Raw genomic sequence first — 20,868 nt, 5'->3', positions numbered from 1 at the left:
CTTAATCTGGGAATTGATGATAGGCGGTCTTGGTGATTAAAACTGGAGTTATCTCAATCTAAAGTTCGTTTGCTTTGAGTTTGTTTGTATACTCCTTATAATCTTTGGGTTCCCATCTAAAATTCCTTATCTTAAATGCTATGGCTATAACTGCTACGCCAAATCCACCAAAACTGTGCCGCTGGCAAAGACCTAAATATTCTCAACTGACTCGTCAGATCGATATTTTTAGTGCTGCCATAACTTTTATATTTTATTTGTGGTGGGATGCGACTTTTCCTAATAATTCTGTTTTACATAAAAAACGACGTGCTGAGTGGTTAAAAGAAACTTTCCTGGATTTAGGGCCAACTTTTGTAAAAATTGGACAGGCGCTATCTACTCGTGCGGATTTGTTACCTTCAGAGTATGTGAAAGCGTTATCGGAATTGCAAGATAGGGTTCCCCAAATTACGGCAGAGGAGGCTATTTGTGTAGTTGAGTCGGAATTGGGTAAGTCTATTTATGTGTTATATCGTGATTTTGAACGTTGTCCGATCGCAGCCGCGAGTTTAGGTCAAGTACATCGCGCTTGGTTACACACGGGAGAAGAGGTAGTTGTTAAAGTTCAGCGTCCGGGATTAGAAAATTTGTTTAAATTAGATTTTAAAATTCTCCGTCAATTAGTACAATTTTGCCAGCGCTATTTACCTTGGACTATCAAATATGATTTAGAAGCTATTTACAATGAGTTTTTCAATCTTTTATATCAAGAAATTGATTACGTCCAAGAGGGTAAAAACGCCGATCGATTTCGCCAAAATTTCCAAGATAATCCTGATATTTGGGTGCCGAAGGTATATTGGGAATATACCACCACTAAGGTATTAACTTTAGAATATGCTCCCGGAATTAAAATAGATGATAAGGAAACCCTAGAAACTTGTGGGTTAAATGTGAAAAAAATTAATCAAGTTGGCATTTGTTGTTATTTGAAACAATTATTAATTGATGGTTTTTTTCAAGCCGATCCCCATCCGGGAAATATGGCGGTTAGTTTGGAAGGAAGGCTGATATTTTATGATTTTGGTATGATGGCAGAGGTTAAGTCTTTGGCAAAAGAGCAAATGCTAAAGACTTTTTTTGCTGTGTTAAGGAAGGACACAATTACAGTATTAGACAGCTTGATTAATATGGGTTTAATTGAGCCTGTTGCTGATATGACTCCGGTGAAAAGGCTGATTACTTTTTTATTAGATAAGTTTACGGAAAAGCCGATCGATCTGCAAGCTTTTGGGGAAATTCGCCAAGAGTTATATGCCATGTTTGAGCAACAACCTTTCCGATTACCTGCACAAATGACTTATATTTTAAAGTCATTAACTACTTTGGATGGAGTTGCCAGAACTCTCGATCCCCAATATAGTTTAGTGGCTGCGGCTCAACCTTTTGTCAGAAGTATTACTTTATCTAGAGGACGAATTACTAGTGTTGGGGAATTAGCTAGACAAACGCGAGATTATATTAAATATAGGTTACGACAACCTAGTAAAACGGAACTGGCGCTGCAACGTTGGCAGGAAAGAATTGCTAGTGGTGAGATCCAATTTCGGAGTAAGTCTGAGGCTAGCGATCGCATTCTCAAACGCATTCATCTAGCCATTAAAACTCTGATTTACGCCTGTTTAACTGGATTTACTCTGCTCAGTGCTGCTGTGTTACTCTTGGGACAGTATCGTGCTTTGGCTCCGATCGCTTTTGCTTTATCCGGGTTATGCTCGTTATTTTTGCTACGCTCTTTAATTAACTTGACAGCTAGAGAAAAGCTAGATAAATTGGCAGAAAAATAAGCATTATTAATCTTTCCAGACCACAAAGATAAAAATTAAATTTACCCCTAAAATATAGGAAAGGCGATAAGAAAATCTTTTCCTTTCGCCTTTCATATTTCTGTATTTCTTTGGGATACCCCCAGGGGAATTCGAATCCCCGTCGCATCCGTGAAAGGGATGTGTCCTAGGCCTCTAGACGATGGGGGCGTGTCATCCACACCTTTATAATAATATCCATTATTCCCAAGGCTGTCAACCCCTTATTTCATTTTTTTATGATCTTTTTTTGCTGAGACAGAGCAAGGGGGACAAGGGGACAACAAGAAAATTTATTTCTTCTCCTCTCCCCTGCTCCCCTGCTCCCCTGCTCCCCTGCCTTTCAACTGCGTTGCCAGACTTTGATGGTTTTGTCTTGGCTGGCGCTAACGAGGGTTTTTCCGTCGGGGGTGAAGGCGACGGCATTTACGGGGAGGGTGTGACTTGTGAAGATGCTCAGGAGTTTTCCCGAAGTGAGATGCCAGAGGCGGAGGGTATTGTCTTCGCTGCCGCTGGCGATGATTTCTTCGTGGGGATGGAGGGCGATCGCATAAATCGCACCAGTATCCTCTTTAATAGTGTGAATTAGTTTCCCAGTTTTCCAGTGCCAAAATTTGATCGTGCCATCGCGACTGCTGCTAATTAAAGTTTGATTATCTGGGCAAAAAATTAATCCGGTGACAATGTGAGAATGGGCTGTTAAAGTTTGTAGTAATTTAGCAGCAGGAGATTCCGATCCGGTTTCATCTTGCAAATACCAAATTTTAATTTTCCGGTAACTACCACTGGCAAGAAAAAGTCCATCTTGACTAAAGGTAAGGGAATGAGGAACGCCATCGCCCCAAGAAATAATCCCTGATGCTTCTCGCTGGCGACGGTTCCATAAATGGATTTTGCGATCGTCTCCACCACTAGCCAAAATTTGTCCGTTGGCACTAAAACTTAAACAGCGCACTATACCGTTATGTTGTTCCAAAATATCAATTAAATCTTGAGCACCGGGATGCCAAATTTTTAAATTTGTGTCTGTGCCACCGCTAAACAAAGTCCGATCGTCGGGACTAAATACTATAGCGTTAATTTCATCTATTTCCCAACTTTTAACCCAAGGATATTCTGAAAGAGTGCTGATTAATTGTCCAGTTGTCAAATCCCAAATACGAATTTCTCCGCGACTGCCACTAGCTAAAATTTGCCCGGTTGAATTGATAGCTAAACTATTAATTCCGTTATGGTGTCCTGTCAGAGTGTAAGCAGATTTCCAACCCTCTATTTCTTGAGATAAAGAATGAGTAAAAGATAAGTTTTGCCGCTCTTCTGCAATGAAGACTAGCTCTGTATTAAGTGTATTTGCTTGTAGAAAAGATGCCAAATAACAACCTATTCCTCCAAGGTAGAGTAGATCGGTTAATTTTAGGTATGTTTTTGGCCCAGTAAAGGTAATTTGATTAGTGGGAATAAAACCTGTGAAAATAGCTGAAATTTCTCCAGTTATGGGACTGTCGGGCAAGCCCAGTAAACACATAAATAATAAAATTTGGTGATTTTTCAGGTCATCTGTGGTGACACACCAGCGAACTTTATCTTTTTTGAGGCTGGTAAAACTTTGGCGATCGCAAACATGAACCTGAATTTTTACTCTAGGTACATCAGTTAAGATATACGTAAATTTACTTTCGTTACTTAAATTTCCTTCCGCATCTAATTCTATACTGGCAATGGAGTCAATTTCCAGTTTTTTAATTTGATTTCCCAAGCAGTAGTTAAGACTCGCATCAACCAAATGTTCCCGCATTAAATATTCATAAACTTCTTGCTGCCAAAAGTCATAACTATTTGAGATTTCAGGCGGAATTTTCGCTAATCTTTCAGCTTGATGCTGGCAAAACTCTTTGATTTCAGCAAGCTGTTCTTCGCTAATAGTAACAATTTCACTATGACAACCACGAAGTTTTGTTTCCAGCAGGGAATGCGCCATAGTTTTTTGCTTTTTTAGGCGAAGAATAAAGTCATTTTGAAGAAACTGTAGCGGTGTTGTCCAGTCCATTTTTTCTACTGTAAGTTAGCAGCATCTCCTAAGCTTCTACCTGTCATAGTTTGGGAAGAAAAACTTTTAGTATTTGGTAAATTTCTGACACTAGGAGCTAAACTAATTAAATCTTCGATGTTGCGACGCATATTGGCACAAATTGTATCTAATGGTAAATCGTTGGCATCATAACCAAAAGGATTTTCAATTTCTAATCCAATTTCTTCAATTCCTAATAAGGTAAAGCTAATTATTATTACCACCAATCCTGTAAACCAACCAAAATTAGCAACCATTTGCCAGGGCAATGATAGGCAATAAATTAGTAAAAGTTGCTTTAAATGTATAGCATAAGCTAAGGGGATAGGTGTTTTCAAAATGCGTTCGCAACCTCCTAAACAATCTACTAATTCATTAATTAATGTTTGCAATGCTATTAATTGATAGGTATTTAAACAATTACGCTCGTACTGGTATTGTAAATAATCGGAAATCCAAAAAGCAACTTCTAAGGGAGGATTATTCATTCCTTTAAGTTTACGGCACTGCTCTGGGTTTACTAATCCATCTAATTGTTGATTTATGGGTTCAGAACGTAAGTGTAATTTAGTGGCGATCGCAAAAGCAACCAATAACCTTAATGCAGCGATTTTTCCATTTCTGTCCTGTGGTTCTTTTTCTTCAACAGCAACCCAAATTTGCCGAGCTAAATTACGAGTAGTATTAGTAATTACTCCCCAGATTTTGCGTCCCTCCCAAAATCTTTCATAAGCTGTATTAGTCCGAAAAACTAACAGTAAACCTAAGACAATATTGGGAATAAAACTACCCAAAAAAGGTAAAGATACAGCTAATCCGTAATAGTGCATTGCCGAAACTATTACACCTACTACACCACAAAATATGGCACGGGGTAAAACAGCCGGAAGAACGGAACCTCGCAACTGTACGGCTGATTTGTACCATTGTAATTTGTCTTTTGACATCCGATTTCGATCGACAAACTATTTTGAACTTTCTACAAATGATAATACTCTGACTCTCTGATTTTAGGGACTGGGATACGGGCGATTCATGAATCGCCCCTACGACTAGGGACTGGAATTCCTTATGGCGTAAAGGTTTACACTCCCGAATTATTTGTTTCTCATTTTTGTCACATAAACGTCACAGAATTTTCATAAAAAAATATTGCAATTTCTTGATTTAGTTGCTAAGGTGTGCTTATGCCCGGATTTGGCAGATACTCGTACTTTAGGAGATGTACTACCCATGCTCTACATTGTGAGTGATTCCAGAATTGCCTGAAGATGTTTTTCTGACGGCTCCACGTTTACTGTTTCACTAGGCGGAGGAGAGACATCTTTGTTGTTAGTTGAACTATATCTATGACTCATAATTTTGGTACTTGACTCGGTTACTTTGGGTAGTTTTTATCAACTTTAAACTTCTCTGTTTCCAACTCTAAGACAGATTTCAGATTAAATTTACGGAAAAGAGGTTCCCTGCAATGTTTTTGAGAAATGTCTTGAGTTCCTAACGTCAAATACGAGTGAATTTTGTCTCATTACTTACCGAGATCCTGTTAGTAAAATTTCTCAACTCGGTAAACAAAAGTATTGTGAGACTCCTACTCTGGAGGTTTTTATGAACATTCAAGGAAAGACAGCTCTAGTTACTGGAGCTTCTCGTGGAATTGGTCGTGCGATCGCTCTGGAATTAGCGGAAAATGGAATAAAACGCTTGTTATTAGTAGCCAGAGATCGCCAACGTTTAGCAGAAGTTGCAACAGAAATTGAGCTTTTAGGGGTAGAAGTTTTTACCCTACCTTTGGATTTGTTGCAGTTAGTAAAAGTCAATATTGTCATAGCTCAAGCTTGGCGAGATTATGGCCCAATTCATCTTTTAATTAACTGCGCTGGAGTCGCGCATCAATCACCTTTCTTAAAATCTCCTTTGCCAAATGTTCAGCAAGAAATCGCGATTAATTTGATAGGAATGTATGCCATGACGCGGATAGTTGCGCGACGGATGGCGGCGCAAAAAGAAGGAACAATTGTCAATGTTTCTAGCTTAATGGGTAAAATTGCTGCACCCACAATGGCAACTTATTCAGCTACCAAGTTTGCCATTTTAGGATTTACTCAAGCTTTGCGAGGCGAGTTAGCACCTTACAATATTCGAGTTGTAGCTTTGCTACCTTCTTTAACAGATACCGACATGGTAAAGGAATTGCAATGGTTTAAATGGGTACAGCCAACAACTACCCAAAAAGTTGCTCGATCGCTAATAGTTGGATTGCAAAAAGAACGGTCAGAAATTTTAATTGGATGGCAAAGTCATTTAGCAGTTTTGTGCCAAAAAATAGCCCCTTGGCTGTTAGATAGAGTTTTACTGATGGCTGCACCTTTACCTGAAAATAAACCGAAACGATACCGACGATTGCGAGAGGTAAGAATCTCTGGTTAATTAAGTAAATTAGCGATCGCTTTTCTTAGAGAAAGGCGATCGCGAAAATTTTAACTGGTTTTTATTATCACAAAACAAACTTTTAATTTTTTGATGCTATGTATTTAGTAGTTAACCACATTTCAAAATCTTCAGAAGCAGCAATTGTTTCTAACTTCTTCAGCCGTCTTTCAATTTCTTCTACTTGCTCTTCTTCTAAAGATTCTGACGATTCTTGCTCGGAAATCCAAACAAAGGCTGTCCCTGCTGCTGCGCTAGAAGCAAGTATAACTGGTACAGTAATATTACTTTTTGCAGGTGAAAAAATCATCCAAAAAGCAAACATTCCCGTAGCAAAAGACCAAATTCTGGTAGTAGCCGCAACTCGGATATCAGTAGTTTTCTCGTTCTTTCTTGGTTCTGATTCCTCTGGGTAATACATAAATATTGGCATTCCTAAGTCCCTTTACTAAATAAGTTGCCACATTTTGTCAAGATAATGCCTCCTACCAAGGGTTTGTGTCAAATGGATTAAGTAAATTTACATATAACTTGCGGAATATAGGTAAAAGTAAGGTTGTTAGAGGCGATCGTACTCCCTCAAATCCTACATTTCAATTCCCAACTCTCGCAAACGTTGAGCTAAAATTTCCGCTCGACGTTCCGCTGCTTCTGCTCTTTGTTGAGCTTCTGCGGCGCATTTTTCCGCTGCTTCTGCACGCTGCTTTTCCCGTTCTGCATCCGTCAAAATCAAATTTCCCTGTTCATCATACCAACGCAACCACAAACGATTAATTCCTTGATATTCACCTTGCCACAATCCTAAACCCAATTCCAAGGGAGGCATCCAAACTTTTGATTCTGTTAAATTTAACTCTTGATAACGACCAGAAACTAAACTAAATACTCTTAATGTATCAGTGTAGCGATCGAACACCACATAATAAGGAACGCGCAAAATTCGTTCATAAACTTCCCACTTAGTAGGAGGTTGATTAACACTACTACTTGTCTCTCCCAAATCTTCTTTTTCCGTACCAGGAGACAGCAATTCGACTACTACAAAAGGACTAATTCCCTCTTGCCAAATTACATAACTCAGGCGTAAATCTCCCCCATCATAAAGTCTCGGAACTCCTACAACTCCAAACCAATCTGGTCGTTTATACCAGTTTTGATGACGGACATCGTAATAGAGATTCATGTCACTTCCGCAAAACAATTGTTCGGGAAAAAACTGGCGGGGACGAAAAGTAAAACTCAAAAGCTGGGGTTGCAAATCATGAAATTCATCAGGCAAACCTGGTTCCTCTGGGTTTTCGCTGGGTAAATCATACATTGTCGGCAAAGTTTCTCTGGGAGAAAGAGGCGGGTCGTTTTGTACAACAGGATATTTGAATGGAAACATGGGAATACTCATTTGCTAACGTCTAATTTAGTTGCTTAAATATCTAATTTTTTGAGTTTAATTCTTTTGGGATCAATGATTTTTTGGCCTATAGCAAATGTGATTGCCAAGAACATTTTATCCCCCGATCCAATAACGAAAGTTACTTCACCCTTTCCAAATGTTGGATGTATTAACCAATCACCCGCTTTCCAATTTGACGAATTTTGTACTTTTTTATTATTTTTCTCTGTCTTATATATAAAATCTCTAATTAAGTCAGATTTCCACCTAGATTTTTTTCTATATTTTGTACTTGAAGTTTCAATAATTCTATCGCCTCGTGCAATGAATCCCGAACTTGTTCAGGAACTGACTTAATATTTTTGTCCATTTCATCCATTTCTTTTATACGCTGTCTAATCTGTTCATCAAACGAATTATACATAATAAAATTTCCTCTTGGCTAGTTTATATTCAAAATATTACTACAAATCATCAGGATCGACACCCAATTCTCGCAACTTCGCCGCCAATCTGTCTGCTTTTTGTTCTGCTAACTCTTTTTGTCGCCGTTCATCTTCTCCTTCTGTTAAAACCAATTGTTCATCATTAGTAAAAAACCGCAACTTTCCTTGGTAAATTCCTAAATATAGCTCTAATTGTTGACTCCACAACCAGCCTTTTTCATTAGCAATTAACTCTTGATATTGACCATCCAGCAAATGAAATCCAGCTAACTCTAAAGTTTCTGGATCGAATAGAAAATAGTCTGGTGTGCGAAAAATATCTTGATAAATCTGTTTCTTCAAACCTCGATCGATCGCTGCGGTACTTTGTGAAAGAAGCTCAACTATCAAATTCGGATATCTGCCATTTTCTCCCCAAACTACCCAACTTTTGCGGGGGCGGCGTTCAGTTCCCAACACCACAAAAAAATCTGGCCCACGAAAATCTTGTGTTTTTATTTGCTCTGGACTGTAATAAATTGTTAGATTGCCACTAACATAAAAGTCGGTACGATCGCGCCACCACCAGTTAAGGCAGTTAATCAACAAGTCCATTTGTTCTCTGTGGCGATCGCTTTCCAGGGGTGGTTCTTCACTCCATAAATCTGTAGGTGGAACGACAATCTCTTCTGCTACATTTTCCAATGAATCGATATCTTTGGCAAGAGACATAGCGATCGCACCTCCACACAAAAAATGCTTTCTCTTAGTTTAGCTTGAACTATCAACAGCTAACACTTTAACTTAATGTTTAGATGGAACATAACACAGGGAAATCCACCGGGAAGGTACTGCCCCTTCTAAGACACAGTTATCGGCTGTGCGCGTCACTATTTCCGCCTCCGGTGGGTAAAGGAAGATGGAGGAATCGAACCCCCAGGTGTTATCCTGCCCTGCTTTTCAAGAGCAGTTGCCGTCCATTCAGCGGCATCTTCCCTAAATTGGGGTGTCTGGGGGAACTCGAATCCCCTATTACTGATGCCACAAATCAGCGCCGCGACCACTTTGGCTTCAGACACAGTGGATCTGGTGGGGGTCGAACCCACAACCTCTTCTGTGCAAGAGAAGCGTTCTCCCATTGGAACTACAGACCCATTTTGCAATGTGCAAATCGCATCAGATAAAAAGCGTACAAGTTGCTAGAGCATTTGCGTTTTCTCAGTTACTAGAGGAACTCCGCCGATGAGTTATTACACACTCTTTAAAGGATGGCTACCTTCAAGCCCACCTATCGGGTTCTTCGCACTCCCCGTTCTCAAACGCCCACTGCATTTTTGAGCAGCGTTACTTTTCCTCTCGTACTAAAGTATGTAGGCTCTTAGACGTTGGGGTACGCCATTGGATGCGATGCGAAATGCTCGCCATTTCCCAGAAAAATATCAACAACTGAATTTAACACACCTCCTTTAAGTTATCAAAACACTCAACGGGAATGGTAGGACTTGAACCTACACCAATCGATTTAGAAGATCGATGCCCCATCCTTTAGGCGACATTCCCTTGATAAATTTGGTAGTCCTGGTAGGAATCGAACCTACGACCACTTGCTTGTAAGGCAAATGCTCTGCCATTGAGCTACAGGACTGAGAACAGCGAGAGTAGTAGGACTCGAACCTACAACCGTCAGGGTCGAAACCTGAAACTCTGTCCAATTGAGCTATACTCTCAGAAAGTTCTCAAGCGAGTGATGGGACTCGAACCCATGCGTTGAGTGTGGCGCACTCAGATGCTTGCCGCTACATCACACCCGCGTTTTTTCAAGCGGATAACGAGGTTCAAACTCGTGCCTGAAGCTTGGAAGGCTTAAATGCTTTCACTACACCATATCCGCATATTTAAAACCTCAATTAATCAGATTTGTTTTACCCAAAACGATGAGAAAATTCGGTAAAAATCTTTCTCTCTCCTCTAGTGTCGAGAACTGAAATTCTCGCGCAATATCAATTCGGTTGCTTTCAGGAGATTGGTAATAACCATCTTCTAAGATTTTGAGAGTGTCTTGGGCGATCGCTATTCGATCCATAATTTTTGCTTCATCATATATTCTAAAAGAGAAGTAAGAATGCTGACCACTCAGCCAGGTGGAAACCTCAAGGTTTTATGGAACCTACAACCAATACCCTGGATTTTATCGAACTTTAACCTTTAGGGTTTGAGTTTTGATTGGCTAAGGTTTAAGGTTTAAACTTTAATCTTTAAGCTTTAAACTTTAAGCTTTGACTAAAGTAGGAGATGGTTTTCTACCTGCCAATGTAGATCCATCTCAAAACCATAAATTTAGAGATTTTCAAGTAACCAGCAATTCTCTCTATTTTAATCTGGAATTTCGATCGTTGTGCGAGCATTGCTAATGGACAAAACTCGATCGCAAGTTGATTTAAACTCCTCAATAAATGTTTGTCGTCTAGCAATCTCTTCAGCCAAATTTGTCGGATCTAGCAGTTCAACACCTTCTCTTGCTAGGAAGCTATCAGCCAAAGATTGATACTTCTCGGAAGCAGCATTCTTACCCAAAACTTCCATTGCCAGTTTATCAAGTCGCTCTTTAACTTTCGCTTGCGCTAAGTCGTAATCTCGACGGGCGCGAGTAAAAGCTGATTGCATTGTGTTCAGAACTGACTCATAGTAAGCGATAAAACTTTTCATTTCGATCGCCTCTGCCACAGTCATTTCTTGACCTGCAATGGTGACGGTTGTGGAAGCATTAGAAAGTACGATCGCTCTTTTAATAGTACGTCTGCGAGAAATCAAATCGTCAACTCTTTGTAAACCTGCTCTAGCTTTTACCTGATACTCATCTCTCGATCGAAAACCTGTTGGAACTTTGCCAACTTCCAAAACTGTAATTAAAGCATTATTATCTAAACCTAATCTGGCAGAATCAATGCGTTTTTCCAACAAAGTTAACTCTGCCAAAGCATCCGTAACCGTCATCATTACCATAGTTTTCTACTCCTTAAAATTTAGAGATCGACCGTTTTTATTAAGAGGATATGGCGGTTAAAACCGCGACTATACAAACCAAGTCCGCCTACGCGGACTCGTAACCTGCGGAGGCAGGTTTTGTTTGTATAGCCCGCGACTTTAGTCGCAGGGCAAATTTTAAAACACCCTTTAACAAGCAGATGGCGAGACTCGAACTCGCAAATGCAGTTTACAAGACTGCTGTGTTGCCATTGACACCACACCTGCATAAATTGGTGGCAGGGGCAAGATTTGAACTTGCTGATGTGCAGATTATGAGACTGCCGAGCCTTACCATTGCTCCATCCCTGCAATGTCACCAAATACCCCTGACTGGAGTCGAACCAGCAACCTCTTCGTTCTAAGCGAAGCGCCTCTTTCCGGTTGGGCTACAAGGGCATAAATTAATTAAAAAACTCTTGTGGGGCAGGCATCTTGCCTGCCATATTTTGTAAGTTTAGCGATCGACCTTTACCCGTTTACCAGGGTCTTGTTTCCTCACCCAAGCGAGGAATTTCTGCATTTGGCGATCGCTTTTCAGCTTTTCTTTGCTGTTTAATTCTTGAGCCAAATACTTATTATCAAACAATACATGAATCTGGCGATGACAAGCTGAACAAATATCAATTGTTGGGCCGGGATCTAACTTCTTGCGTTTGGTGCTTTGTCGGGGAATTAAGTGATGGACGGTTAATTTATCCATCGCTCGTTCGCAGAGTTCACAGGGTAATGTTTCTTTGGGCAAAACTTTGGAATTCATCCTTGGGTTGGATTGGGAAGTGCGATCGATCTTCAAACATTTCTACTTTCTCCTTCTAAGATTATGCCAAAATTTCATGGGTGCTACAGGAGTTGAACCTGTGTCAACCTGATTAAAAGTCAGGTGCATAACCGTTCTGCCAAACACCCAAATTTGGTACTCCCGACAGGACTTGAACCTGTAAAAAACTAGGATCTCGGCCTAGTGCGTCTGCCAAATTGCGCCACGAGAGCATAAATTGGCTATTAGCCAAGTACCCCTGACTGGAGTCGAACCAGCAAAACACAAGGTTTGAGCTTGCGACGGTTTCCAATTACGTCACAGGGGCAGATCGGGGTGGCAGGATTTGAACCTACGACATTCTGCTCCCAAAGCAGACGCGCTACCAAGCTGCGCTACACCCCGTAATACTCCTGACTGGATTTGAACCAGCAACGCGCAAGGTTTAAGCTTGCTGCCTCTTCCGATTGGGCTACAGGAGCATAAAACTGGGAAGGAAGGAATCGAACCCTCAAACACTTGATCCAAAATCAAGTCGCTTTACCTGTTTGCGTACTTCCCAATAAGTGGATGCCGGAGCAGGTCTCGAACCTGCAATCTCATCGTTCAGAGCGATGCGACTTTGCCTTTCGTCCACCCGGCAATAAATAAATGGCTGCCTCAGTAGGACTTGAACCTACAACCGCGCGGTTAACAGCCGCTTGCTCTGCCATTGAGCTATGAGGCAATGCCAGTCCCCCAGGTCAGTATCGAACTGACGACCTCTTGTTCTTCAGACAAGCGCTACTACCGACTGAGCTACCGGGGGAAACGAGAGCGGAGGGATTTGAACCCCCAAATTCTTCAGGTTCGTAGGCTGAGATGTTATCCAGTTACACCACGCTCTCAAGGCGGAGAAGGAGGGATTTGAACCCTCGGCGGCTGTTACACCGCTCTTTCTTAGCAGGAAAGTGCCTTAAGCCACTCGGCCACCTCTCCATGATTGGACGCGGGAGAAGGAATCGAACCTTCGTAAACGAGCTTATGAGACTCGTGAGTGACCACTACTCTATCCCGCAATGGGCTGGGCAGGAATCGAACCTGCAATGCTTTAAGCTACTGTTTTACAGACAGCTACCCTACCAATTAGGAGAGCCAACCCAGGTTTTTTGGTAGTGCTGACGGGATTTGAACCCGCAAATCACCTGATTGAAAGTCAAGCCGCTTAAGCCATTTGCGTACAGCACTAGGGAAATTTCTACTCCGTGCAAGTTTAAAAAGCTACAGTTTTTCAACCTCCATTTTTGGCGGAGGTTGTCGGATTTGAACCAACTCTGATTTTCATCAGATGACCAGTATGTAAGCTTTCTTTGTGAGGTCACGCAGTAGAACGCAGAGACTAGGACTTGAACCTAGAACAACAGTTTTGGAGACTGTGATGTTGCCAATTACACCATCCCTGCTTATGGTAACAGCGACGGGATTTGCACCCGTATCAACCAAGTTATGAGCTTGGGGCTTTGCTGGTTAAGCTACGCTGCGATGTCCAAAGACTGAGGTGAGATTTGAACTCACGCTTAAGAGTTTTGCAGACTCTCCCCTTCGACCACTTGGGTACTCAGTCATTTGGTAGTCCCGACGAGGTTTGAACTCGCAATCTTCACCTTGAGGGGGTGACGGCTTAAACCAATTCGCCTACGGGACTATTTGAGCGAGGCTGACGGGATTTGAACCCGCGACTTCTTGTTAGACAGACAAGCACTCTTGACCACTGAGTTACAGCCTCAAAAAATTGGGCTTTCTTATTTAGTTTTCAAGGTTCGATCGCGCTTGGGGTCAGGCTTTTGTCGCTTTCCCTTTCCGCTATATTTATATACTACAAAACGTACTACAAAGTGTCAAGGGTTTGGGGAAAAATTTTTTTCTTTTTTTTGCTTGAGGGCTACAAAGCAAGAATGACAAGGAGTTCGGTGTATACTACAAAAAATACAAAATGAAATAGCCCTGAATTGGGTACTACAATTCAGGGCTGGGGATTTGCGATCGCTTTTGCTTCAATACTGCATAAGTGACTATGACTCAGACATATATATAAGGTAAAGGGTTATGCAATCGTTCCTCTGCTTCCCGCTCTGCAACAGGGCGGGGATTTTTTTGGATTTAGCGAGCGATCGGAATCTGCGTTTGAAAACGCTTCTACACAAACAAAGTCCGCCTACGCGGACTAAATCATAAAATTAAACCCAGATTTGGTATCAATTCCCTGACAAAACTCACAACAACCAGGCTGTGCTTATTGAAATAGCCCAAAAAACCGTTACAGATACAGGTAGAAGTGTTCTGAGAATTTTTAGAGATAAATTGGTTCCTACTGGATACAAGTCGTCAAAATTTTTAAATGTTGCCTTTTCCCTAATCAAAAGCTCTGATTCTATCTCTTGATAAATAGCTCTATCGTGATTTATGAAAGCTCGAAATCTCGTAGATATTAAATACCAAAGCCATATAAGGATAATACTTGCAAGACCAACTAAGGTTACTGTCCATTCCCGACCTGTAATTTCATAAATTGCTATACCTGCCAAACTTACAGGTAGAAATGCTGAACTTGCAACCCATATTAGAGAATTACTTTGGCGTAATCTTTCTGCATATTCTTGCAACATCATTTGCAAAATTTGATCCGATAACTTCGATAATCTATGTGGTTCATTCATAAGCTGAAGATACAAATATAGAGCCTTTATACTACTTTTCTTTTTCTAACTCTGGTTCTATAAAATCTTCTTCATCGGTCCAAGTTGCAATCATGGCTGCGATCGGGATTGAGATAAAAATACCCAAGACTCCGGCGACTCTTTCGCCCACAAATATGGCAAAAAATAACAATACTGGATGTAAATCCAGGGAATCTTTCATGATTTTGGGAGAGACAAAGTTATCTTGAATTTGTTGTAATACAATACAAGCTACTAAAACTTTTACTGCCATCCACAAGCCTTGGGAAGATAGGACTAATGTGGTTACTATAAGCACTCCCAAAGTTGCGCCGATTCCGGGTATTGCATCCATAATTCCGATAACTATGGACAAAATTAAGGAATATCTGGTTCCTAAGATGTTGAAGATAATTAAACTGGCAATGGTGAGAAATGCCATTAAGGTTAGTTGGGCGCGAAAGAAGCCTAAGAAACTTTTTTGGGTTTTGTAAGCGAAGCGATCGCGCACATCCAAAGGTACTAATTTTAAAACTCCCTGCCAAATTTTGCTGCCATCAAACAACATATATAAACAGATGACAGCAATAATGATAAATAATAGAAAATTGGAAAATAAAGATTGCACAAAACCTAAGCCTGTAACTAAACCTGACTGGAGAGTTTGCAAAATTCGATCGAAGTTTTCTTCTAATCTCAAATTTTTTAATGGTGGAATTGTCGGTTCGGCAGTATCAATAAAGTCTTTGATTTTTCCTACTAATCCTTGTCCCTGATTTAAAATTTCTAACCCGATAGTGACAATAAAAGTTGTAATCAGCACTAAACTAGCGAGAAAAACTATTAATACTGCTATTTTTCGGGGAATTAACCGAGATAGCCAGTTGACTGGATAATTAAGTAAAGCTGCGGCAATTGACGCTGTAGTAAATACAAAAATCAGCGTACTAAAAAAAGTAATTAATTGTATAAAAGCCCAACCACAAACAAACAGGAGCAAAAACATTAGTAAAGCACGAACTCGCGATGAATTGCTGAGTTGTTGCCAAATACTATTGTTAGGTGATTCATTCATCGTAGTAGTTTTCCTTAATTTCAGTACCTGGGCGTTGATTGACTCGATGTAGTAGCCAGAGGGCGACAATTAAGCCGATAATTTGGGCGGCGATCGCACAAATTACCGCTTGCAATCCCATCATTTGTAAAGGTGTAATTGGCACTCTCGCCAACACAGCTGTACCTTGAGTAGGTGTCAATAATGTAGACGATCCTTGAGGTAATGATAGTAACTTAGCCAACAAACCATTGACTTGGTAGAGGGCAACAATTACCGCAAAAATCATTCCCGCTAAATTTACAATTAACCCAATTGATAATGTACGAATTACTTCTGCTCTAGAGGGACGAATTTCAGGATTTGTTAATTTTTGCCCAATTCTGGTATAACGAAAACACCAATAAAGAGTGAAGATTAAAGCAATTAGCGAAGCATAACCAAAAAAGAAGGCTACGCTTCCAGAACTACCTAATTTATTAGGATTTCTGGGAAGAAACAGAAAAAATATTGCAAAACCAACGGGAATAAAACCAAAAAACAATTGTAACCAAAAACCAGCCCAGCCAATTACTCGCATTTCTTTAGCAATGCGTCCCACACTTGGAGGAGGAGAGTTTGATTGAAGTAAGTTTACCATTTTTGATTACTCTATGCCCTAGAAGTTAGGAGAGAATTCTAACTTGTTCACCTGGCAGATTCTACCATGTCGCAATGATATTTAATCAAGGGAGAATAGCGGTGCGTTATTAACGCACCCTACTAGACTACATTCCTGGTGCTTCGTACTCTAATTCTCCTTTTTCTAGCTTTTCTTCAACTAAACTTCTGTACAGTTCTATTTCTCGACTAAATTGGGCAGCGGAAGTTTTTCCGTGAGCATAAATTTCTAATTTAATTTTTTGATACTCATCAGAAGTAATTTTGCCATCTGCGATTGCTCTTTCAATGATACCTTTGAGTCTTTCTAGTTTTTGTAACTCTTCGGTAGTTGGTTCTTGAACATTAGGGCGATCGATTTCCATTTTTTCCTCCTAATTATAGTGAAAGTGGATTTTTCAAACAGCAATTTAGCGAACAAATTATCATCTGCTATTATTGACAGTGATAGGTTTAGGAATAATTGGTAGTGGTGGTCTACCTCCAAAAGATTGTTCTAATTCTTCAGGAGTTAAAGAACGAATTAAGTCTAATTGCAGCGGTTTCCGACTAATAGATTGAGCAAAAGCTGCATTTAGAAAACCTTTATATTCTGAGCGATCGTTGAGATAAGCTTGCATAAAGACTAAGCTTAACCCTTTAATATAATCTCTGGCTAACTTAGGATCTTGCCCAGCTAATAAAAATCCTAAAGTATTTGGTTGTGGTGCTTGATCTGTGCCATCAAATCGATCGGCAGCAGCGTGTCCGCTGGGAATAATTACTGTGAGATATTTGTCGGAATTTTGCATCCAAATAAAAGGTTGAATTTGTTCTTCAACTACTGAAGCAATAATATCAGCACTTCCACCTAAAATCATAGTGGGAGCTTGAATTTTACTCATACCTTCTGGGCCAAAAACTATACTAGTTAAAGGATTAAGTGCGATCGCCGCTTTAATTCTCGGATCGCTCAAATTCTCAGTTAACGGAGGCAAATCTACCGCCAAACATTGTAAAAAATAAGAAGCATTCAGGGTGATTTGTCTATCATTACATTCTTGGGCGATGCGGGCTTGATTAAATTTTGCTCCTACCAGTGCTAAAGCAGTATAACCGCCAAAAGAATGTCCAATTACCCCAATTTGTTGCAGATTAATTTTTCCGGCTAATTCCGATCGGGATAATCGTTCTAATTCATCAAGAGTATACTTAACATCTAATGGTCGATCGACAAATTCTCTGCGATCGACACTACTTCTAGTTATTCCTAAAAGTAAAGCTTGTCTTCTAGTAGCATCGCTACCAATATGTTGAGGTAAAACAGCCACAAAACCATGAGAAGCTAAATGTTCTCCCAAATAAGAAAATGCTTTGGGATCGGAACCTAAACCATGAGAAATTACCACCACTGGCGCAGGTTGAGACAAACCTTCCGGGATGTACAATTCAACGCGAAAACTATGGGGAGAATTACTTCTTCCTGAAGATTGAATATTCCGAGTTAACTGTAAAGTACGTTGGGAAAAACGAAATCTTCCCGGTTTTTGGAAATCTCCAGGTAAGGGAATTTTAGGAGTTGCTGCTGCTTCTTTTTCTCCTACCTGAGAAACAGCATTCACGGCGGCTTTTTGATAATTAAAAAGTGTGATAAATTGATTTTGTAATTGTAATAATTGATTGGCACTTATGCGGATTTCTGATGTGGGAAACTTTCGCATAATATTAATCATCGTCATTCCTTCTGGGTCGGCAGCTGCTAAAATTAAAGCTGCTCTTAGTGCATAGAACCCATTTAATGTTCTTCCCGATCGAATAACAGTTCCTAATCTTTCTAGTACTTCTTCTCCAATTGGTGCATAAGTTAATTGGGATACTACTACCGGACTAACATCTAAACGTCTCTGCAAGAATTCCCGCAACCTAGCTAAACCATCTTCTCTGATAAACCGAGCATAAAAACTTAAATCTCGATCGACTTCGCCAGTTTTAGCAAAATTTTCTAAAGAACTTACTGGTAAAGAAAACTCTAATGGGCCATAAGATATCAGAATTGTTTCTGCACCTAGTACTGGTTTCGGTTTTACCCCTGAAAATACCATACTTAAAGTTAAAATACAACTGACATAGAAAAAGCTGAGGAATTTTTGCTTGCGTACTGATGAACTGGCGACTCGCTTCATAAACTGGGGTTCTTTATTTCTCAAGGAAGATGCTGTCATTAGCAACATAGGATAAAAGAATACAGTGGATTACAATACTATTGCACAATATGAGCAATCCAGAGCTATCAAGTTCATTCAAACTTAAGAAAAATAGCTCCTGAAATTAAGCCGGAAACAAAAATTATATTTTCCATCCTTGTTTTCGCAAAAATCCGTAACAAAATTCCCCAACAAAAAAGCTGATGTTTAGTTGGGTTACTAACTAAAATCGCTTTTTGCCTAGACCAAATCTCAAGGAGTTTTTTGAGCATCATGAGTGAGTTAATTGTACTTGGTTTTGATGACGAATATAAAGCTGAAGAAGCGCGTCTTACCCTAGCTAAAATGCAAGCAGAGCATTTAGTTGATTTAGAAGATGCCGCAGTAGTAGTTAAGAACAAAGAAGGCAAAGTTAAGTTGAAGCAAGCAGTAGACTTAACAGCTACAGGAGCAATTAGTGGTAGCTTTTGGGGGTTGTTAATTGGTACTCTTTTTCTAATGCCTATTTTGGGTGCTGCTGTGGGTGCTGCTTCCGGTGCAATTGGTGGTGCTTTATCTGATATTGGTGTGAATGACCAATTTATGAAAGAATTAGCACAATCAATGCAACCTGGCACTTCGGCGCTGTTTGTTTTAGTCAGAAAAGCCACACCCGAAAAGGTATTACCAGAACTACAGAAATATCATGCCAAAGTATTGCGAACTTCTCTGTCTAATGATGCAGAAAAGAAATTGCAAGATGCTTTGAGTGGTACTGGTACTACTCCCGCTACTGTTTCCTAAGCCAAATTAAGAAAGAGTTTCGGATTGGCAAAAATCTCAGTATAATATACAGCTAGATCCCCGACTTCTTGAAGAAGTTGGGGATCTGTTTACCCTAAAATAATTATTATTATGCCTGCGACAATTGCTTTAATTGCTCACGATGCGAAGAAAGATGATATAGTTAACTTTGCTAGAAAACACGCACCTTTGTTGGGGCGTTATAGATTAATTGCGACAGCTAATACTGGAGAACGGATTGCCTCAGAAACTGGGTTAATTGTAGAAAAATTGGCTGCTGGTAGTATGGGCGGAGATGTGCAAATTGCCGCTGAAGTAGTTACAGGGAATATTGTTGCTGTAATATTTCTAGTTGAATCTTTTTATGTCCAACCTTATGAACCGAATGTGCAGACAATTTTACAAATTTGTCAGGTACATAATGTTGCCATAGCTACTAATTTAGCAACCGCAGAGGCGATCGCATCATCCCTAGCCAAAACCTTAGTCGCCCACTTAATCTATAATCCCATATCCGGGCAAGGTAACGCCGAACAAGAGTTAAATTTAATTCGAGAATTATTAGAACCACATTTAAATTTACACATTCACTTTACCGAATTAGGAGTCGATCCGGCTACATTGGCTACAGACGCGATCGCCACCAATGCCGATATAATAATAGCCTCTGGTGGAGATGGCACAGTTTCCGCTGTTGCCGGAGCCTTAATTGGTAGTGGCATTCCATTAGGAATTATTCCCAGAGGAACCGCGAATGCTTTTGCCGTTTCTTTAGGAATTCCTAGATTATTACCAATTAGAAATGCCTGTCAAATCATCTTAGCCAACAACACTCGCACAGTAGATGCTGCTAGATGTAATGGTTTACCAATGATTTTATTAGCAGGTATAGGTTACGAAGCCGCAACCGTAGAAAGAGCAAGTCGAGAATTAAAAGATCGTTGGGGTGCAATGGCATACTTAATGGCAGGTTGGCAATTACTTGATGAATCCGGTTTGTTTGATACAGAAATTGAAACCGAAGACGGAAAAAATTACAATTTCCAAGCAACAGCAATCACAATTGCCAATGCTGCACCGCCAACTTCCGTATTAGCTCAAGGTGCAGGACAAGTAATATTTGATGATGGATTGCTAGATGTCACCATTGCCACGCCGGAAAATAAATTAGACGCAGTTTCCGCCATGTTAAGAATGTTTGGTGCAGCAATTACTAGAACTGAATTTGAACATAAAAACGTCGTTCATGGAAGGACTAGGTGGCTGAGATTATCGACAAATCCCCCGCAAAAAGTAGTAGTAGATGGAGAAATTGTTGGTACAACACCCATAGAAGTTGAGTGTATTCCTGGTGGGTTAACAGTTTTGGCTCCCAAACCTTAACGCCCAAATCGCAAGATCGGATAAAATTCTGATCTTGATCCTTTATACTGAAGCGATCGCCAATTATTCCCAACGAAGTGCAACCCTCTACAAGAGTTGTACTTCAGCCTTATTGTATTAGAGACAACGATAAATCTGATAAATTCTTAAAAATTATATATCTCA

18 protein-coding genes and 30 tRNA genes are annotated in these 20,868 nt (G+C 40.1%); 4 read left to right on the top strand and 44 right to left on the bottom strand.

Going from position 1 to position 20,868, the window contains the following annotated elements:
• Positions 1–140 precede the first annotated feature (140 nt).
• On the top strand, positions 141–1,829 hold the full coding sequence (locus ACE1CA_RS20780; protein ID WP_413280013.1) for an ABC1 kinase family protein: 1,689 nt from the start codon (positions 141–143) through the stop codon (positions 1,827–1,829).
• Positions 1,830–1,945: 116 nt separating this feature from the next.
• Here the strand turns inward: ACE1CA_RS20780 and ACE1CA_RS20775 are convergent.
• From ACE1CA_RS20775 to ACE1CA_RS20765, 3 genes are all read right to left on the bottom strand, one after another.
• Positions 1,946–2,018, bottom strand: a tRNA-Glu gene (locus tag ACE1CA_RS20775).
• Positions 2,019–2,190: 172 nt separating this feature from the next.
• Complete coding sequence (locus ACE1CA_RS20770; protein ID WP_413280014.1) at positions 2,191–3,825, bottom strand: WD40 repeat domain-containing protein; 1,635 nt, start codon at positions 3,823–3,825, stop codon at positions 2,191–2,193.
• A gap of 74 nt (positions 3,826–3,899) precedes the next feature.
• Positions 3,900–4,862, bottom strand: coding sequence for a bestrophin family protein (locus tag ACE1CA_RS20765; RefSeq protein WP_413280015.1), 963 nt, complete (start codon positions 4,860–4,862; stop codon positions 3,900–3,902).
• Positions 4,863–5,523: 661 nt separating this feature from the next.
• Between ACE1CA_RS20765 and ACE1CA_RS20760 the strand changes: the two genes are divergently transcribed.
• The gene (locus ACE1CA_RS20760; protein ID WP_413280016.1) at positions 5,524–6,345 is read left to right on the top strand and encodes an SDR family NAD(P)-dependent oxidoreductase; all 822 of its coding nucleotides are present in this window, start codon (positions 5,524–5,526) and stop codon (positions 6,343–6,345) included.
• Between the two features lie 82 nt (positions 6,346–6,427).
• Here the strand turns inward: ACE1CA_RS20760 and ACE1CA_RS20755 are convergent, their stop codons facing one another.
• From ACE1CA_RS20755 to ACE1CA_RS20555, 41 genes are all read right to left on the bottom strand, one after another.
• Positions 6,428–6,778 (bottom strand): hypothetical protein, encoded by a 351-nt coding sequence (locus tag ACE1CA_RS20755; protein WP_413280017.1) that lies wholly within the window; start codon positions 6,776–6,778, stop codon positions 6,428–6,430.
• A gap of 153 nt (positions 6,779–6,931) precedes the next feature.
• Positions 6,932–7,732 (bottom strand): Uma2 family endonuclease, encoded by an 801-nt coding sequence (locus ACE1CA_RS20750; RefSeq protein WP_413280018.1) that lies wholly within the window; start codon positions 7,730–7,732, stop codon positions 6,932–6,934.
• A gap of 253 nt (positions 7,733–7,985) precedes the next feature.
• A complete protein-coding gene (locus tag ACE1CA_RS20745) occupies positions 7,986–8,159 on the bottom strand; it encodes a hypothetical protein (RefSeq protein WP_413280019.1) in 174 nt (57 codons plus the stop codon).
• Positions 8,160–8,199: 40 nt separating this feature from the next.
• The gene (locus ACE1CA_RS20740; protein ID WP_413280020.1) at positions 8,200–8,892 is read right to left on the bottom strand and encodes a Uma2 family endonuclease; all 693 of its coding nucleotides are present in this window, start codon (positions 8,890–8,892) and stop codon (positions 8,200–8,202) included.
• A 181-nt stretch (positions 8,893–9,073) separates the two neighbouring features.
• Positions 9,074–9,156, bottom strand: a tRNA-OTHER gene (locus tag ACE1CA_RS20735).
• 85 nt (positions 9,157–9,241) lie between these two features.
• Positions 9,242–9,314 (bottom strand) — tRNA-Ala (locus tag ACE1CA_RS20730).
• 333 nt (positions 9,315–9,647) lie between these two features.
• Positions 9,648–9,720, bottom strand: a tRNA-Arg gene (locus tag ACE1CA_RS20725).
• A gap of 10 nt (positions 9,721–9,730) precedes the next feature.
• Positions 9,731–9,805, bottom strand: a tRNA-Val gene (locus tag ACE1CA_RS20720).
• Between the two features lie 8 nt (positions 9,806–9,813).
• Positions 9,814–9,887: transfer RNA gene (locus ACE1CA_RS20715), tRNA-Arg, on the bottom strand.
• A gap of 12 nt (positions 9,888–9,899) precedes the next feature.
• Positions 9,900–9,971 (bottom strand) — tRNA-Gly (locus ACE1CA_RS20710).
• A gap of 9 nt (positions 9,972–9,980) precedes the next feature.
• Positions 9,981–10,051 (bottom strand) — tRNA-Gly (locus ACE1CA_RS20705).
• Between the two features lie 12 nt (positions 10,052–10,063).
• Complete coding sequence (locus tag ACE1CA_RS20700) at positions 10,064–10,243, bottom strand: TIGR02452 family protein (RefSeq protein ID WP_413280021.1); 180 nt, start codon at positions 10,241–10,243, stop codon at positions 10,064–10,066.
• 290 nt (positions 10,244–10,533) lie between these two features.
• Positions 10,534–11,163: a hypothetical protein gene (locus ACE1CA_RS20695; RefSeq protein WP_459563681.1), complete on the bottom strand. Its 630-nt coding sequence runs from the start codon at positions 11,161–11,163 to the stop codon at positions 10,534–10,536.
• 177 nt (positions 11,164–11,340) lie between these two features.
• Positions 11,341–11,412: transfer RNA gene (locus tag ACE1CA_RS20690), tRNA-Thr, on the bottom strand.
• Between the two features lie 6 nt (positions 11,413–11,418).
• Positions 11,419–11,497 (bottom strand) — tRNA-Met (locus tag ACE1CA_RS20685).
• 11 nt (positions 11,498–11,508) lie between these two features.
• Positions 11,509–11,583: transfer RNA gene (locus tag ACE1CA_RS20680), tRNA-Leu, on the bottom strand.
• A 58-nt stretch (positions 11,584–11,641) separates the two neighbouring features.
• The gene (locus ACE1CA_RS20675) at positions 11,642–11,944 is read right to left on the bottom strand and encodes an HNH endonuclease (RefSeq protein WP_073592141.1); all 303 of its coding nucleotides are present in this window, start codon (positions 11,942–11,944) and stop codon (positions 11,642–11,644) included.
• A 77-nt stretch (positions 11,945–12,021) separates the two neighbouring features.
• Positions 12,022–12,093 (bottom strand) — tRNA-Lys (locus ACE1CA_RS20670).
• A gap of 5 nt (positions 12,094–12,098) precedes the next feature.
• Positions 12,099–12,177: transfer RNA gene (locus ACE1CA_RS20665), tRNA-Leu, on the bottom strand.
• 21 nt (positions 12,178–12,198) lie between these two features.
• Positions 12,199–12,272: transfer RNA gene (locus ACE1CA_RS20660), tRNA-Leu, on the bottom strand.
• 3 nt (positions 12,273–12,275) lie between these two features.
• Positions 12,276–12,349: transfer RNA gene (locus tag ACE1CA_RS20655), tRNA-Pro, on the bottom strand.
• A 3-nt stretch (positions 12,350–12,352) separates the two neighbouring features.
• Positions 12,353–12,426 (bottom strand) — tRNA-Leu (locus ACE1CA_RS20650).
• A gap of 6 nt (positions 12,427–12,432) precedes the next feature.
• Positions 12,433–12,506 (bottom strand) — tRNA-Gln (locus ACE1CA_RS20645).
• A 5-nt stretch (positions 12,507–12,511) separates the two neighbouring features.
• A tRNA-Gln gene (locus ACE1CA_RS20640) sits at positions 12,512–12,587 on the bottom strand.
• Between the two features lie 9 nt (positions 12,588–12,596).
• A tRNA-Asn gene (locus ACE1CA_RS20635) sits at positions 12,597–12,671 on the bottom strand.
• A 7-nt stretch (positions 12,672–12,678) separates the two neighbouring features.
• Positions 12,679–12,752, bottom strand: a tRNA-Phe gene (locus ACE1CA_RS20630).
• Between the two features lie 3 nt (positions 12,753–12,755).
• Positions 12,756–12,831, bottom strand: a tRNA-Arg gene (locus tag ACE1CA_RS20625).
• 4 nt (positions 12,832–12,835) lie between these two features.
• Positions 12,836–12,922, bottom strand: a tRNA-Ser gene (locus ACE1CA_RS20620).
• A 5-nt stretch (positions 12,923–12,927) separates the two neighbouring features.
• Positions 12,928–13,002, bottom strand: a tRNA-Met gene (locus ACE1CA_RS20615).
• 1 nt (position 13,003) lies between these two features.
• Positions 13,004–13,085: transfer RNA gene (locus tag ACE1CA_RS20610), tRNA-Tyr, on the bottom strand.
• An 8-nt stretch (positions 13,086–13,093) separates the two neighbouring features.
• Positions 13,094–13,171 (bottom strand) — tRNA-Glu (locus tag ACE1CA_RS20605).
• A gap of 143 nt (positions 13,172–13,314) precedes the next feature.
• Positions 13,315–13,386, bottom strand: a tRNA-Trp gene (locus ACE1CA_RS20600).
• A 3-nt stretch (positions 13,387–13,389) separates the two neighbouring features.
• Positions 13,390–13,465 (bottom strand) — tRNA-Met (locus ACE1CA_RS20595).
• An 8-nt stretch (positions 13,466–13,473) separates the two neighbouring features.
• A tRNA-Cys gene (locus tag ACE1CA_RS20590) sits at positions 13,474–13,547 on the bottom strand.
• Between the two features lie 3 nt (positions 13,548–13,550).
• A tRNA-Glu gene (locus ACE1CA_RS20585) sits at positions 13,551–13,628 on the bottom strand.
• A 7-nt stretch (positions 13,629–13,635) separates the two neighbouring features.
• Positions 13,636–13,709, bottom strand: a tRNA-Asp gene (locus ACE1CA_RS20580).
• 487 nt (positions 13,710–14,196) lie between these two features.
• On the bottom strand, positions 14,197–14,640 hold the full coding sequence (locus ACE1CA_RS20575; protein ID WP_413280023.1) for a hypothetical protein: 444 nt from the start codon (positions 14,638–14,640) through the stop codon (positions 14,197–14,199).
• Between the two features lie 31 nt (positions 14,641–14,671).
• Positions 14,672–15,715: an AI-2E family transporter gene (locus ACE1CA_RS20570; protein WP_413280024.1), complete on the bottom strand. Its 1,044-nt coding sequence runs from the start codon at positions 15,713–15,715 to the stop codon at positions 14,672–14,674.
• On the bottom strand, positions 15,708–16,334 hold the full coding sequence (locus ACE1CA_RS20565) for a DUF3611 family protein (RefSeq protein WP_413280025.1): 627 nt from the start codon (positions 16,332–16,334) through the stop codon (positions 15,708–15,710). The genes ACE1CA_RS20570 and ACE1CA_RS20565 overlap by 8 nt, the downstream gene beginning before the upstream one ends.
• A gap of 127 nt (positions 16,335–16,461) precedes the next feature.
• Entirely contained in the window at positions 16,462–16,719 is a 258-nt protein-coding gene (locus tag ACE1CA_RS20560) for a hypothetical protein (RefSeq protein ID WP_413280026.1), read from the bottom strand.
• A gap of 60 nt (positions 16,720–16,779) precedes the next feature.
• Positions 16,780–18,555, bottom strand: coding sequence for an alpha/beta hydrolase (locus ACE1CA_RS20555; RefSeq protein WP_486517465.1), 1,776 nt, complete (start codon positions 18,553–18,555; stop codon positions 16,780–16,782).
• A gap of 255 nt (positions 18,556–18,810) precedes the next feature.
• Here ACE1CA_RS20555 and ACE1CA_RS20550 point away from each other — a divergent pair, with 255 nt between their 5' ends.
• Positions 18,811–19,320: a DUF1269 domain-containing protein gene (locus ACE1CA_RS20550; protein ID WP_413280028.1), complete on the top strand. Its 510-nt coding sequence runs from the start codon at positions 18,811–18,813 to the stop codon at positions 19,318–19,320.
• A gap of 111 nt (positions 19,321–19,431) precedes the next feature.
• The gene (gene mgsA / locus ACE1CA_RS20545; RefSeq protein ID WP_413280029.1) at positions 19,432–20,703 is read left to right on the top strand and encodes a methylglyoxal synthase; all 1,272 of its coding nucleotides are present in this window, start codon (positions 19,432–19,434) and stop codon (positions 20,701–20,703) included.
• The last annotated feature ends 165 nt before the right edge of the window (positions 20,704–20,868 follow it).

The sequence above is a fragment of the Floridaenema evergladense BLCC-F167 genome (assembly GCF_041929205.2).
In the GTDB taxonomy this organism is placed as follows: domain Bacteria; phylum Cyanobacteriota; class Cyanobacteriia; order Cyanobacteriales; family Aerosakkonemataceae; genus Floridanema; species Floridanema evergladense.
The sequence above is the reverse complement of the archived record's forward strand: the minus strand, read 5'-3'. Positions and strand labels throughout refer to the sequence as shown.